The organism is Micromonospora sp. RP3T (genome assembly GCF_003027925.1).
GTDB lineage: Bacteria > Actinomycetota > Actinomycetes > Mycobacteriales > Micromonosporaceae > Micromonospora.
In genome coordinates this window covers 73060-87558 of record NZ_PYPS01000011.1, presented here as the reverse complement: position 1 = coordinate 87558, position 14499 = coordinate 73060, and the positions used below count along the sequence as shown (strand labels likewise).

13 protein-coding genes are annotated in these 14499 nt (G+C 71.5%); 6 read left to right on the top strand and 7 right to left on the bottom strand.

Annotation, left to right across the window (positions count from 1 at the left end):
- Positions 1–70: 70 nt before the first annotated feature.
- From C8054_RS11535 to C8054_RS11525, 3 genes are all read right to left on the bottom strand, one after another.
- Entirely contained in the window at positions 71–1300 is a 1230-nt protein-coding gene (locus C8054_RS11535) for a restriction endonuclease subunit S (protein WP_107156766.1), read from the bottom strand.
- Complete coding sequence (locus tag C8054_RS11530) at positions 1297–3258, bottom strand: class I SAM-dependent DNA methyltransferase (protein ID WP_233219592.1); 1962 nt, start codon at positions 3256–3258, stop codon at positions 1297–1299. The genes C8054_RS11535 and C8054_RS11530 overlap by 4 nt, the downstream gene beginning before the upstream one ends.
- Before the next feature lie 212 nt (positions 3259–3470).
- Entirely contained in the window at positions 3471–5387 is a 1917-nt protein-coding gene (locus C8054_RS11525) for an N-6 DNA methylase (RefSeq protein WP_107156765.1), read from the bottom strand.
- Between the two features lie 104 nt (positions 5388–5491).
- Here C8054_RS11525 and C8054_RS11520 point away from each other — a divergent pair, with 104 nt between their 5' ends.
- From C8054_RS11520 to C8054_RS11510, 3 genes are read left to right on the top strand one after another with little or no spacing between them, the layout of a single operon-like run.
- Positions 5492–7156 carry a DUF6119 family protein gene (locus C8054_RS11520; protein WP_158273844.1) on the top strand — a complete coding sequence of 555 codons (1665 nt, stop codon included), beginning with the start codon at positions 5492–5494 and terminating at the stop codon, positions 7154–7156.
- 38 nt (positions 7157–7194) lie between these two features.
- Positions 7195–7716, top strand: a complete 522-nt coding sequence (locus C8054_RS11515) for a hypothetical protein (RefSeq protein WP_107156763.1) — start codon at positions 7195–7197, stop codon at positions 7714–7716.
- Between the two features lie 13 nt (positions 7717–7729).
- Positions 7730–8461: a class I SAM-dependent methyltransferase gene (locus tag C8054_RS11510; protein ID WP_107156762.1), complete on the top strand. Its 732-nt coding sequence runs from the start codon at positions 7730–7732 to the stop codon at positions 8459–8461.
- Between the two features lie 41 nt (positions 8462–8502).
- Here C8054_RS11510 and C8054_RS11505 read toward each other — a convergent pair whose 3' ends face one another.
- The 4 genes from C8054_RS11505 to C8054_RS11490 are packed head-to-tail and all read right to left on the bottom strand — an operon-like array spanning position 8503 to position 11212.
- Positions 8503–8943 carry an NUDIX domain-containing protein gene (locus C8054_RS11505; RefSeq protein ID WP_107156761.1) on the bottom strand — a complete coding sequence of 147 codons (441 nt, stop codon included), beginning with the start codon at positions 8941–8943 and terminating at the stop codon, positions 8503–8505.
- Between the two features lie 48 nt (positions 8944–8991).
- Positions 8992–9513 carry a pyridoxamine 5'-phosphate oxidase family protein gene (locus C8054_RS11500; RefSeq protein WP_107156760.1) on the bottom strand — a complete coding sequence of 174 codons (522 nt, stop codon included), beginning with the start codon at positions 9511–9513 and terminating at the stop codon, positions 8992–8994.
- A gap of 27 nt (positions 9514–9540) precedes the next feature.
- Positions 9541–10155, bottom strand: a complete 615-nt coding sequence (locus C8054_RS11495; protein WP_107156759.1) for a tyrosine-protein phosphatase — start codon at positions 10153–10155, stop codon at positions 9541–9543.
- Positions 10156–10180: 25 nt separating this feature from the next.
- Complete coding sequence (locus C8054_RS11490; RefSeq protein ID WP_107156758.1) at positions 10181–11212, bottom strand: LacI family DNA-binding transcriptional regulator; 1032 nt, start codon at positions 11210–11212, stop codon at positions 10181–10183.
- Positions 11213–11328: 116 nt separating this feature from the next.
- On the opposite strand from C8054_RS11490, the gene C8054_RS11485 reads away from it, so the two are divergent.
- From C8054_RS11485 to C8054_RS11475, 3 genes are read left to right on the top strand one after another with little or no spacing between them, the layout of a single operon-like run.
- On the top strand, positions 11329–12480 hold the full coding sequence (locus C8054_RS11485; protein ID WP_107156757.1) for a Gfo/Idh/MocA family protein: 1152 nt from the start codon (positions 11329–11331) through the stop codon (positions 12478–12480).
- Positions 12477–13640 (top strand): dihydrodipicolinate synthase family protein, encoded by a 1164-nt coding sequence (locus C8054_RS11480; protein WP_107156756.1) that lies wholly within the window; start codon positions 12477–12479, stop codon positions 13638–13640. Before C8054_RS11485 ends, C8054_RS11480 begins: the two co-directional genes overlap by 4 nt.
- A complete protein-coding gene (locus C8054_RS11475; protein ID WP_107156755.1) occupies positions 13637–14476 on the top strand; it encodes a sugar phosphate isomerase/epimerase in 840 nt (279 codons plus the stop codon). The genes C8054_RS11480 and C8054_RS11475 overlap by 4 nt, the downstream gene beginning before the upstream one ends.
- Positions 14477–14499 lie beyond the last annotated feature (23 nt).

Sequence of the window (14499 nt, the reverse complement as noted above, 5' to 3'; positions counted from 1 at the left end):
CCGAGCCACCCTACACCAGCGAGAGCTCCTTTGATTGCAGTTTCAAACGACTGCTCCTGGTGCGCCGGACTCATGCGTCCACGCTCTGGGCCGTAGTTACATCAATTTGCCCTGTTACGGCGGCGGTAATGAGCGACTGCCGGCGCTCGAAGAGTAGGTCCTGCTGACGTCCCAGATAATTATTTAGCCTTCCAGTCTCCTCGTTAAGAAGATCCAGATTCTCGACTACGGCATACTGTTCCTCAACAGGAGGAAGCGGAATCCGCAAATTTGCTATTGTATCAAGGTAAACACCCGGCTGAGCGGAGAATCCGGACCTGAGCCACAGACTGTCCTGGAACTCGCGCGCCCGTAGGGCCCAAAGAAGGAATCGGGGCACCAGCCTTCTTCTATCTGGACGAAGTACAGCTAGGCTTCGTTGGATACAGAAGGGCTCCATCGGTCCAACGACCGCCGCTTTCCCGAGCGTGGCACCGACGATTGCCAGCACTACGTCACCCTCCACAACAGGGCACGCCTTCCAAAGATCACGGAAATCCTTAGGGCTTACAAAACTGTCGTCGGGCCGGCGGACTAAGTTGCCATCGATGATGTTCCTGACGCTGAGGAGGGGGTAGCCCTCATCGACGCGAGGAGGCGGCTGGTGCGTGCCATCCCGAAGCAGGCTTAGGAGTGGACGTAGCTTCTTCCGCTCGAACGGGCTCATCGCAAGCTCAATCTGCACCCCCATTCGTTCGGTCAATAGCAGGCCGCAGGACTGGTAGCGCCTCGCGAGCTCTGCAAGCCGCAGAATCTCACTGTCCAAATAGTTGGCGATCCGCTGTTGGTCCGGCAGCGGCGGCATGGGAACCGCGATGCTTTGGAAGGCGTCCCAAGAGATGTCGAACTGGTTCGGCGGCATGCTCTTACCGAGACGCTCGTATTCGCAAATAAGGTGGCGGGATCGCAACAGATAGTGGATGAATCGAGGATACGCAAGCGACTGGTCGACTTCCAGCACCCAATAGGCCGGACTCGTGATACCTGAGTGATTCGACACGCCCACGGATCCATGCGGCTTTCCCAGCCGGTTCATGACGACGTCGTTCACGCGTACAAACTTGTAGGCGGAGAGGTCTTCGCTGGCAGCTGGCCGTCCATCGCCTGCTGCACGCAGGCGGACACCCTCCTTGAGGTCGACGCCTAACAGCGGCAGTTCGGGCCGTCGAGAAATCTTGCGCTGATGGAAGAGGGTCCTGAAGCTGACGACAGGCCACGACAAGCGATTTCCATGGTTGAGAACGGCACCAGCGAGAGTCATTGCGTCACCTCGCTGAGTAAGACCTGAATCTGCATCTCGAGCGCCCTGATTTCGGCATCGATCTCAGAGAGTGGACGTGGAGGCTGGTAGACGTAGAAGTGACGAGTGAAGGGAATCTCGTACCCGGTCTTGGTCTTGGTCTCGTCGATCCAGGCGTCAGGGGCGTGCGGCAGCACCTCGCGCTTGAGGTACCCGTGGTTGTCCTCACCTAGCGGCACAATTTCGTTGTCGCGAAGATCCGGGTCCGCCAACGGCTTGCCTTTGCGATCGTTCTGCATCTCCCCCTCCGGATCGCTGACCGCGAACGCCTCCCACACCGCCTTCTCCACCGCCGCCGGCAGCTTTCCCAGCCCGTTCAGCTTCATCGCAAAGTCAGCACGAGTTGCAGACGACGTACCTATCAGTGACTTCGCCGCCGCCAGCAGCGACTCCCGCTCCGCGTACTTGAGGACCGCCCGCGCCTCCGTGAGCAGGGCGACTGTCTCCTCGGTAACCTCGAAACGCAGCCGCAGCGGACGCTCGACGATGATCCGCTGGTAGCCGAAGTCGGTGGTCTTGAAAACCTTCACCTTAGCGTGCTGCGGGTGCTCCGGATCGTCCGCGATGGACAACGCCTCAACGTACACCTTGGTGAGCTCAGCGATCTGCTCCTCATCGATCTGCTTACGCTTTTCGCCGAGGCCCTTGCGCATCCTCGTCCAGTAGTCCCGGCCGTCGAGCAGCACGACCTTGCGCGCGCGGGCCGGATCCTTGCGGTTGGTGAGGATCCAGAAGTAGGTGGAGATGCCGGTGTTGTAGAATAGCTGGTCAGGCAGCGCCACGATGCCTTCGAGGAGGTCGTTCTCCAGGATCCAGCGGCGGATCTCCGACTCTCCCGACCCGGCGGTGCCGGTGAAGAGCGGCGAGCCGTTGAAGACGATCGCCAGGCGGCTACCGCCGTCCTCGGGCCGTTTCATTTTTGAAATCATGTGCTGGAGGAACAGCAGCGAGCCGTCGTTGATCCGGGGCAGGCCGGCACCGAACCGGCCAGCGTGGCCACGAGCCGCCTCGTCCTTGACGAACTTCTCGACCTTCTTCCACTCCACCCCGAACGGCGGGTTGGCGAGCATGTAGTCGAATCGCTCGGCCTCGTGGCCGTCCTGGTTGAACGAGTTCCCGAAGGCGATCTTCGTCGGGTCGCCGCCCTTGAGCATCATATCGGAGCGGCAGATCGCGTAGGTCTCGCCGTTGAGTTCCTGCCCGTACACCTCGACCGTGGCGTGCGGGTTGTGCGCCTGGATGTGCTCCTGCGCCTCGGTCAGCATGCCGCCGGTACCGCAGGCCGGGTCGTAAATCTTCCGGACGATGCCGGGCGTGACTAGGTCGTCCTCGTCGGGGGCGAGCAGCAGGTTGACCATCAGCCGGATGACCTCGCGCGGCGTGAAGTGCTCACCGGCGGTCTCGTTGCTGATTTCCGAGAAGCGGCGGATCAGCTCCTCGAAGACGTAGCCCATCTGGTGGTTGGAGACCACCGTCGGGTGGAGGTCGATGTCGGCAAACTTCGCGACCACCTGGTACAGCAGGCCAGCCTCGGCGAGCCGGCTGATCTGCGCATCGAAGCCGTACTTCTCCAGCACGTCGACTGCGCCGGGCGAGAAGCCGCCGATGTAGGCGCGCAGGTTGAGCGCAACGTGGTCCTGGTCGCCGAGCAGCTTGCGGAACGACATCTCGCTGATGTTGTAGAACGACAGGCCGGCGGTCCTCCGCAGCACCGGGTCCACGTTCTGCACGCCGGCATCCTTGAGCTGCTGGTGCCGGGCGAGCACCGCGTCCTTTGTCGGCTCCAACACACAGTCCAACCGGCGGAGCACGGTCAACGGGAGAATCACCCGGCCGTACTCGGACTGCTTGTAGTCGCCGCGGAGCAGGTCGGCCACCGACCAGATGAAGTTGGCCAACTCTTGGTGCTTGGTGCTCACCAGGTTCCCTTCGATTGCCTTAAGGCAAGCAGTATGCCTGCCGCCCTGCGTCGTTCCAGTCGTCCACTCGGCCAAGTTGATCAACCGACTGTCAGCGTTTCATTGCTGACGGAGGATGTGCGCCGGGCCGTCGGCCCCGCAGGCTTCCGCATCTGTCGTCGGAGCGCTGCGCCACCGTCGGATATCTGACGAGAAGTGCATTCGGTGGGACGTCACCGTCGCTCCCCATCGGGGCGGACCGCGCCGCGCGCCAACCCGTCGGCGGTCAGCCGCACCAGTTCCGCCCCGAGCGCCGCCGCCTGCCGCATCGCCGACTCGAAGGCGTCCAAGCGCCGGAACGCCTCCCCGTAGGCTCCCTGCTCCTCCCGCGACACCCGCCGCACCTGGGCCCGCCGCACGTCGAACCGCAGCGTCCCCGACAGGCTCGACGCCTGCCGCTCGTTCGTCGACGTCCGCAACTGCCCGGCCAGGAACCACGATTCCAGGACCGCCGGATCAGGCCGCAGCAGGTACAGACCCGGCCCCAGCAGTGCTCCCTCTGCGGTCACCACGAGTGCGGTGAGCTGCCGGGCGATCACCGGCACGACCACGTCCCCGACGGCGAGGGGGATCTCCTGCCCGAGCGAGACACCGCCGCGCGCCGAGGGCTCGCTGCGGGTGACCACGTCCGGCGCGGTGAGCACCGGTCGCCCGTCCCCGCCCGGTTCACCGCTGTCGCCGGGCACGCCTCGGATCGGGCCGAGGAGTTGCAGCGCGCCGGAGCGCACCAGCTCACCGACGGTGAGGAACTCCCCCTCGGCCCCGTCGAGCGCGGGCGTGACCTGCGGCATCAGCGCCGGCAGGTCGGCGACGACGGCGGCGAGGCGCTCGCGCGTGCGTACCAGATGTTCTCCGCTCGCCTCGCCCACGACGGCGGGTTGGCGACGGGCGGGGGTGAGGTCGACGTCTTCGTCGAGCAGCTCGATGACCGGCACCGCGCGGGCGTAGCCGGGCTCGTCGACGTCGGCGTCCGCGACGAACGCGCGCCAGGTGTCCAGGACTCGCGTCAGGTCGGGGGCGTCGACCAGCAGCGTCCGCGCCGGTGGCGGCGCGTCGGCCGGCGGGCGTCGCAGCACCCACAGGTGCAGGGGTACGCCGTGCGGCGCCGCCGCCCCGGGCGGAAGTGCCACGACGGCGCGCAGTGCGCCGCGGCGCAGCAGTTCGGCGCGGATGCGCCGCCCGGCGCGGCGACCGGCGACGGTGGGCGGCATCAGGAGCACGGCGTGGCCGCCGGGGCGCAGGTGGGCCAGGGCGTGTTGGACCCAGGCCAGCTCGGGTTCGGTACGCGGGGTGGTGCCGACGATCCACCGGGGGTCGTGGCCGAGTTCGTCGTCGCCCCAGTTGCTGGCCCCGAACGGCGGGTGACAGACCACCGCGTCGAAGGTGCGCCCCCGGTAGGCGTCGGCGCGCAACGAGTCGCCGGTGGACACCTCCCCCGGCACATCGCGGACGGCGAGCCAGAGCCCGGCGAGCCGGGCGAGGTCGCTGTCGAGTTCCTGCCCGTACGCGGCGGTGCAGCCGGCGCGGACGGCGGCGCGGAGGGTGGCGCCGGTGCCGGCGGCCGGGTCGAGCACGGCGCCGCCGGCGACGTCGGCGAGCCCGGCCATCAGGTCGGCGAGGTCGTCGGGGGTGGCGAACGCGCGGCCGGGGCCGGGGCCGGAGAAGCGTTGCCACAGCGCGTCGAAGGCGCCCTGCGGGCCGAGTTCGTCGGCGAGCGCATCGACGTCGGGCAGCAGCGGTGTGAGGTTAAGGCGGGGCCCCCGCTTAACGCATTCGGTATAGGCAGGGCCCCCGCTTAACCGTTGACGGGCGAGCAGCAGGGTGCCGACGGCGGCGAGGCCGGCGGCCGGGGAGGTGCTGGTGGCGGCGAGGTGCCGCCAGAGCCGGTCGGCGGTGGCGAGGTCGGGGAGCTTGCCCTGGGCGTGCAGCCAGCGTTCGACCTGGGCGAGGTCGAACTCGGGGCTGGTCGCGCTGCCGCCGACGGGCGCGGGGAAGTCCTCGTGCCGTTTGCGCCAGTTGCTGACGGCGGCCCGGCCGACACCGGCGAGCCGGGCGATCTCCGCTGCGGTGATGGTCGGCGTCTCCTGCACGTTCGAAGTGTGCCACAGACGTCAAGCGTCATGTCTGTTGACACGGTTCACGGACGATGCTCTCATTAAGCCCGTTGCCACCCCTGCTCTCCACGGAGTTCGTCATGCGCTTGGTGAACAACCCCGACGACACCTACCCGACCACGGTCTACCGGCTCGCCGTGCCGCCCACCGTCAACGGACTGTCATCCGCGCTCCACGTCGACTACCTGCGGCGACACGGGTTCGAGCCGACGCCGCACCGGGTCGGCGACGCGCTGGCGATCCTGGTGCACGGCAGCGCCCCGCGCAGCCGGGCCGAATGGTGCGGCGTGCTGTCCGGACTGGTCGGTACGGACGTGACCATCGGCCACAGCAACGGCGGCGGAGCGCTGCTGCTCGCCGTGGACGACCGGGCGTACGCCCTGGCCTTCGGCACGCTGGGCCGGTTCATGGTCGCTCCGGAGCGGGTGGATCCCACGTTCGGGGTCTCCTTCGCCGTGCGGACCCTGAAGCCCGACGACATCCGCCACGTCCGGCGGCGGGTGCTCGGCGCCAGTGGCCGCGTGGACCGCAGCCTCGTGCCGGGCGGTCAGCCCATCTGGAGGTACGCCATCGACAAGTGGGGCGAGATCGTCGGCCAGCTGTCCGGCCGGGTCGACAATCCGGCCCTGACCGCGTGCCGGCGCGTCGGCGGGGCGGTGAAGGTCGAGGGCGGTGACGCGCTGCGCATCCCGCTCGGCGTCTCCCCGGAACGGCTCCTCGCCGACCTGCGGGAGATCGACCGGGTGTGCCGGCAGGAGTCGCCCCCGGCCGACCTGGAGTTCATCGAGGAGATCCGGCCACTGCGACCCACCGACCCGCGACAGTCGGCGCTCGCCGACGAGTTGGACCGGCGGCTGGCGCTGGCGGAGCCGCCTGACCTCGGCGTCGCCGTGCCGGGCCGGCTCGTGGCCGACGTCGAGCACGTCGGGTCGTACCGGATCCGGGTCCCCCGCTCCGGACGGCGCCCCACCCTGACCACGGAGCTGGACCTGGCCGCGATCCTCGCCCACACCACCGGAGCGCTCGACGGTGACCGGTGGACCGGGCTGCACGACGGCACGCTGACGCTCTACGCCGACACCGCCGGCACCGAGGAGCTGGCGTCCACGCCGGTGTCCCGCTGGCTCACCGCGGAGGTGGCGGTCGACGCCGGCCACCTGCTGCTCCACGAAGGCCGGTGGTACGAGATCGGCGCCCGGCACCGGGAGTTCCTGCGCGAGGAGATCAGCCGCATCCTCGACCGGCCGTCGACCGTCGTGCTGCCGCCCTGGACCGCCGACCTGGCCGACGAGGACGCCTACAACCGGGAGGCCGCCAGGCGTGACCCACGGTTGGTGCTGCTGGACAAGAAGCTCGTCCGCACCCGGCAGCACCCGCGCGGCATCGAGGCGTGCGACCTGCTCGGCCCGAACGGTGAGCTGATCCACGTCAAACGGGCCTCGGGCAGCGCCCCGCTCAGCCACCTCTTCGCGCAGGGCGTCACCTCGTTCGACGCGCTGCGCTACGACGCCGAGGCGCGTACCCGGTTCCGCGACGTGGTGCGCGCCCAGCCCGGGGGACGTGACCTGCCCGAGGACTTCCGCCCGCGCAGCGTCGTCTACGCCATCGCGCTGAGCGCCGCTCGCACCCTCACTCCGACCTCGCTGTTCACGTTCGCCCAGGTGGCGCTCTACCAGGCGGTGAAGACGCTGCGCGCCGAAGGCGTCGACGTCGAGGTCGTCGCCATCCCGCCCGCCTGCCCCTGAGCCGCGTCCGCCCCCATCGACCACTCCCGGAGGCACCCGTGCGGCCCGATGAGTTCCGCCAGGCCCTGAGCCTGCTTCCCGCCGCCCTGCACGACCGCGTCCTCCCGCTACACCGCCACGTCTTCCGCACCGGCTGCCCGCAGTGTCAGCGCATCGGCGACACGGTCGCGCTCGCGCTCACCGCGGCCCACTACGAGCGGCTCGCCTCGGCCGGCCAGCTCCTCGACCACGCCGTCCGGCTGGCTGCCGGGCACGGCGTCGCCTGCCGTCCACAGCCCGACCAGGAACGGGGACGTGCCCCGGCGGGGCGCCGGACGGCGGTGTCCGCGACCGACGTCGGCGGGGACGGCCGGGCCGCTGGTCCCGGGTACGCCGCCGGCGTCGGCCGGTCCGGCCTCCGTGCCCGAGGCGCGGGCCGGTCCGGCCTCCGTGCCCGAGGCGCGGGCCGGTCCGACGCGTCCCGGGTGCGGCGGGGCGGCCCGGCCACGGTGCCTCCGCGACGGACCGCCTCCGGCCCGCGTGGTTCGTCACAGCGCTTGCCCCGGACCAGTACCGGATAGTTGGCTCGGCGGCATGGCGCGTATCGCGTACGACGACACCGACGCGGCAGCGTTCGCGGCGACCCGGCACCTCACCGACGACGGCCTCACCGCGTGGCGACAGGCCGTCACGACCCACCTCGCCCCGACGCCGGGCATGCGACTGCTCGACCTGGGTTCCGGCACCGGCAGGTGGGCCCTCGCGTTCACCACCTGGTTCCCCGGCCTCGACGTCGTCGCCGTGGAACCGTCCGCGGCGATGCGGGCGCGCTCCACGTTCCGACCGGTCCTGGCCGGCGACGCGGCGCGCATCCCGCTCGACGACGACAGCGTCGACGGCGCGTGGCTCTCCACCGTGATCCACCACGTGCCCGATCTCGCCGCAGCGGCGCGTGAGCTGCGCCGCGTCGTACGGGCCAGCGGCCCGGTGCTCATCCGCTCGGCGTTCGCCGGCCGGCACGAGGCGATCACGTTGTTCCGCTGGTTCCCGGAGGCCGTGCGCGTGCTCGACACATACCCCGGCGTCGCCGACGTCTCCGCCGCGTTCGCCGACGCCGGATTCGCCACCGCGTCCGTCGAGCCGGTCCCGCAGGTCACCGCGCCGTCGCTGGCGGAGGCGGCGGCCACGCTGCGCCGGGAGGCGCACACGCCGCTGCACCTGATCACCGACGAGGAGTACGCCGCGGGCGTGGCGCGGCTCCGCGAGGCCGCGCGGATCGACACCGGGCCGGTGATCGACGCGCTGGACCTACTGGTGGTGCGTTGATCCTCAGCGCCGCTCGGCGCACCATGGTGAACCGGCGAGACTCAGGATCCGCCGGCCCGGACCGGCCCGAACCCGGGGTCGGCCAGGTGCAGCGGCAGGACCTTCGCGGCGCTGACCGCCAACTCCCGGTCGAGCACCCGCTCACGCGGGACGAAGACCATGGCCTGACCTTCGCCGAGCACCACGTCCTCCTGCCGCGCGTCGGTGGTGCCCCGGAAGACGTACACGGTGACGGTGTGCGGGAAGCCCTCCTCGTACGGCCGAGGGCCGCTCCACAGCAGGTGCAGGTCGCCGGCGGTCAGCCCGGTCTCCTCCCGCAGCTCGCGGCGGGCGGCCTGTTCGGGCGTCTCGCCGGGCTCGATGCTGCCGCCGGGCAGGCTCCACGCCCACGGCGAGACCGGCGCGTTGCCGTCGCGGTGCTGCATGAGGATGGCACCACTCGGGTCGACGAGCAGGACGAGGGCGACGTCGTAGCTGGTCACGGCCCCAGCATGCCACGGATGTCCGTCGCGCCAGGACACGTGGCACCGTCAGCGGCGCCAGTGCTGGCGTGGGGCGTAGCCCTCGCGGCGCAGCCAGTGTTCGGTGTAGACGATGCGCTCCGCCTCGATCACCACGAGCGTCTCCCGGGGCGGCTCGGCCAGCGACCGCCCCCGCTCCACGTGCTCGTTCTGCCAGCGGAACGCCGACCAGTGGCGCGCGTGGTCCGGGTGGTCGGGGGCGAGCACCCGGGCGGCGCCGAACACCTGGGCGCCCCGGCTGCTGGCCAGCCCGACCAGCGGCGCGAAGACGCCGACGGACACGCGCGGGTCGGCGGCGATGTTGCGCATCTTCGGCGAGCGGGGCGCGGCGGTGAACATCAGCGTGAAGTCGAGCGGGTAGTAGCGCACCGGCGTGGCCAGCGGCCCGTCCGGCCCGGCGGTGGCCAGGACGCACATGTTCTGCGAGGACAGCAGGTTGAGGATGCGCTCCTCGAGGCGGTCCCGGTCGAGCTTCCTCGTCGGTGTCGGCCCGGCCAGCCACGGGTTCGTCAACGGCGCGTCGTCGATCATGCCGGGCACCCTATCGGCCGGCGACGCTCACGTCAGGCGGGCGCGGACGGCGGCGAGGTGGGCGGGCGTCACGCCGGAGCCGAGCAGATAGGCGGTGACGCCGCCGTAGCGGGCGTGCAGGTGGTCCCACGTGTTGGTGATCATGGAGGGGGGCGAGTTCACGGTGAGCGCGTAGTCGGCGGCGATCGCGTCCACCGGCACGCCGGCGACGTGCAACGCCAGCGCCACCAGCACGCCGGTGCGGTCCCGGCCGCCGTGGCAGTGCACCACCACGCCACCGGGCGGCGCCTGGGCGATCGCGGTGAACGCGGCGGCCAGGCGGTCCCGGCTGGCGTCCACCATCAGCCGGTAGCTGTCCGGCGGGATGTCCTCGTCGCCGGTCGGGTCGAAGCAGGCCGGGACCAGCCGGTAGGACGGGTCGGCGGCCAGCGGGCTCGGATCCGCCTGCGCCTCCGACCGCCACCGCAGGTCGAGCACGCGGCTCACCCCGTACGCCCGCAGGGCGGCGAGTCCGGCGGCGCCGAGCCGGCGGTGGTTGTCGGTGCGGATCAGCGCCCGCTCGCGCACCCGCCCGCCGCCGGTGGTCGGGACGCCACCCACGTCGCGGGCGTTGCGCAGGTCGGGCCAGGCCAGGCGAGCCACGGATCGAGCGTACGCATGACGTCAGTCAGGCGCCCACCTTGGCGGTGCTGGCGCGCAGGACCACCTCGCCGCTCAGGCGCAGGATCCGCCGGCGACGGGTGGTGTTCTCGGTGAGCGCCAACTCCATCACCTTCTCGCCGATCTCGCGCAGCGGCAACGCCACGGTGGTCAGCGGCGGGGTGAGGTCGCGGACGATCGGGATGTCGTCGAACCCGGCGACGGACACGTCACCGGGCACCGACAGCCCGTGGTCACGCAGCGCCGCGTACGCGCCGATGGCCATCACGTCGGTCACCGCGAACACGCAGGTGGCGTCCAGGCCGCGGGTCAGCAGGTCGGTCATCGCCTGGTAGCCGCCGTCGCGGGTGAACGGCCCCTCGACCACGTCCGCCGGGTCGAGGGTGACGCCGGCGGCGGCCAGCTCGTCCCGGAAGCCGCCGAGCCGGTCGATGACGGTGGTGAGCGCCCGGGGGCCGGAGAGCACCGCGAAGCGGCGGTGGCCCAGCTCCAGCAGTGCGCGGGCCATGGCGGCGGCGCCGGCCCGGTTCTCCGGCAGCACGCTGTCGACCTTGAGGCTGCGGTGCCGGCTGACCACGGCGACCCGGCCGCCGCCGTCGAGGTAGGGCTTCAGCTCGGCCTCCATGGCCCGCTCCCAGCGGGTGTCCTCGAAGCCGGAGCCGATCAGCAGGATGGCGGGCGCGCGTTCGGCGCGCAGCATCGACACGTACGCGATCTCGCGTTCCGGGTCGCGGAACGTGCTGGCCAGCATGACCAGCAGGTCGTTGGCGCCGGCGACCCGCATGACGCCACCGGCGACGGCGGCGAAGTAGGGGTCGGTGACGTCGTGGCAGATGACGCCGACGGTGCGGTGGGAGGCCCCGGCCAGCGCCCGGGCGTGCGCGTTCGGGGTGTACGCGAGTTGCGCGGCGGCGGCCAGGACGCGGTCCCGCAGGTGCGGGGTGACCCGCATGCCGTTGAGCGCGCGGGAGGCCGTGGCCAGCGAGACGTCGGCGGCCCGGGCCACGTCCTCCAGCGTCACGTGCGCCCGTGGCTGCATCGATCTCCCCCGTGCGGAACGTCTTGACCGGCCGGTTTCGGCGTGGCTACCGTACCTCCTGAAAGCGCTTACTGAAAACGCATTCAGGAGCGGGACCGCCACCCGGAAGGACACACGTGGAGCGCACGTCTATCGGGATCATCCTCAACGGCGTGACCGGGCGGATGGGCTACCGGCAACATCTGGTCCGGTCCCTGCTCGCGATCCGGGAGCAGGGTGGGCTGCCCGCCCGCGACGGCAGCCGGATCTGGCCGGAGCTGACCCTGGTGGGCCGCAACGAGGCCCGACTCGCCGAGATCGCCGCCCGGCACGGGCTCACCTCGTACACCACCGACCTGGCCGCGGCGCTCGCCGACGACCGCCACCAGATCTACTTCGACGCGCAGGTGACCGCCCAGCGGGAGAAGGCGATCCGGGCGGCGATCGAGGCCGGCCGGCACGTCTACACCGAGAAGCCGCTCGCCGAGGGGCTGGCCGGGGCGCTGGAGCTGGCCCGGCTCGCCACCGACCGGGGCGTGAAGAACGGTGTGGTGCAGGACAAGTTGTTCCTGCCCGGCCTGCGCAAGCTCAAGCGGCTGGTCGACGGCGGGTTCTTCGGCCGGATCCTGTCGGTGCGCGGCGAGTTCGGCTACTGGGTGTTCGAGGGCGACTGGCAGGACGCGCAGCGGCCGAGCTGGAACTACCGCGCCGAGGACGGCGGCGGCATCACCGTCGACATGTTCCCCCACTGGCACTACGTACTGGAGCAGCTCTTCGGCCGGGTCACCGCCGTCACCGCGGTCACCGCCACGCACATCCCGGAGCGCGTCGACGAGAACGGCGTCACCTACCCGGCGACCGCCGACGACGCGGCGTACGGGATCTTCGAGCTGGCCGGCGGCGTCATCGCGCAGATCAACTCCTCGTGGGCGGTCCGGGTGTACCGGGACGAGCTGGTCGAGTTCCAGGTCGACGGTACGCACGGCAGCGCGGTCGCCGGGCTGCGCGACTGCCGCATCCAGCACCGCGGCGCCACCCCGATGCCGGTGTGGAACCCGGACCTGCCGGTCACCGAGCCGTTCCGCGCCCAGTGGCAGACCGTGCCGGACAACGCCGACCACGACAACGGGTTCAAGGTGCAGTGGGAGGCGTTCCTGCGGCACGTCGTGGACGACGAGCCGTTCCCGTGGGACTTCCTGGCCGGCGCGCGCGGCGTGCAGCTCGCCGAGGCCGGGCTGCGCTCCGCCCGCGAGGGGCGGCGGGTCGAGATCGAGGAGATCGACAGGTGACCGTCCGGATCACGCTGCCCGCCCCGGGCGGCGGCACCGAGACACGGACGCTGCGGGAACCGGCCGGCTGGCAGCGGCCGGCCGCGCCGCCGGCCAGCCGGATCGCGTACGCGGCGGCGCACGTGGTCGCCGACCCGTACGCCGACAACGCCCCCGACGCGCCCGCCCGGCTGGACTGGGACGCCACCCTCGCGGTACGGCGTGACCTGTGGTCGTGGGGGCTCGGCGTGGCCGAGGCGATGGACACCGCGCAGCGCGGCATGGGGCTGGACTGGGCAGCCACCCGCGAGCTGATCCGGCGCAGCGCCGCCGAGGCCGCCGCCTGCGGCGGGCGCATCGTCGCCGGGGCGGCCACCGACCAGCTCACCGGCGTGCCGGACACGCTCGACGAGGTGGTCACCGCGTACGCCGAGCAGGTCGCGTTCGTGCAGGAGTGCGGCGCGGTCGCGGTCGTGATGGCCAGCCGGCAGCTGGCCGCGCTCGCCACCGGCGCCGACGACTACCTCCGCGTCTACGAGCAGGTGCTGCGGGAGTCCGATGCGCCGGTGGTGCTGCACTGGCTCGGAGACATGTTCGACCCGGCGCTCGCCGGCTACTGGGGCTCGACCGACCTGGACGACGCCACCACGACGTTCGTCGCGCTGGTGCGCGCGCACGCCGACGTGATCGACGGCGTGAAGGTGTCGCTGCTCGACGCCGGCCGGGAGGTGCGGCTGCGGGAGCTGCTGCCGCCCTCCGTGAGGGTCTACACCGGCGACGACTACCACTACCCGGAGCTGATCGCCGGCGACGGCGAACGGTCCAGTCACGCACTGCTGGGCGCGTTCGCGGCCATCGCCCCCGCCGCGTCCGCCGCGCTGCAACGGCTCGACGCCGGCGACCCGGCCGGCTTCCGGGCGGTCCTGGACCCGACCGTGCCGCTGTCCCGGCACGTGTTCGCGCCGCCGACGCGGTACTACAAGACCGGCATCGCGTTCCTCGCCTGGCTCAACGGCCGGCAACCCGGCTTCACCATGGTCGGCGGCCTGCACGGCGGACGCGGCGTACCGCACCTGGTGGAGACGTTCCGGCTGGCCGACGCCGCCGGGGTGCTGCTCGACCCGGAGCTGGCGGCACACCGGATGCGCGGGTACCTCGACGTGGCGGGGGTGACCGGATGACGGCCGATCCGCGGCTGGCGAAGCTGTCGCTCAACCAGCGCACCACCGAACGCTGGTCGGTCCGGGAGGCGGTCGACGGCTGCGTCCGCGCCGGTATCCCGGCGATCGGGCTGTGGCGCGAGCCGGTCGCCGAGATCGGCGTACCGGCCGCCGCGTCGCTCGTCGCGGACGCCGGGCTACGCGTGTCGTCGCTGTGCCGGGGCGGGTTCCTCACCGCCGCCGACGCGGCCGCGCGGGCCGAGGCGCTGGCCGACAACCGCCGCGCCGTCGACGAGGCGGCCGGCCTCGGCACCGACTGTCTGGTGCTGGTCGTCGGCGGTCTGCCGCCCGGGTCCCGCGACCTGGCCGGCGCGCGGGCGCGGGTCGCCGACGCGCTCACCGAGCTGGCCCCGTACGCGGGCGAACGCGGCGTACGCCTGGCGTTGGAGCCGCTGCACCCGATGTACTGCGCCGACCGGGCGGTGCTGTCCACGCTCGGGCAGGCGCTCGACCTGGCCGAGGCGTTCCCGGTCGACCAGGTCGGCGTGGTGGTGGACACGTTCCACGTCTGGTGGGACCCGGACGTGTGGCGGCAGATCGCCCGCGCCGGGGCGCGGATCGCCAGCTTCCAGGTGTGCGACTTCCTCACCCCGCTCCCGGCCGACGTGCTGCTCGGGCGCGGGATGATGGGCGACGGGCACATCGACTTCCCGCCGCTGCGCCGCGCCGTGGCGGCGGCCGGCTACACCGGGGACACCGAGGTGGAGATCTTCAACGCCGAGGTGTGGGCGACCGACCCGGACCAGGTCGTCGCCACCATGGTCGAGCGCTACGTCGAGCTGGTGCTGGCCGACTGACGCGCCCCCGGGTCCGGCCTGTC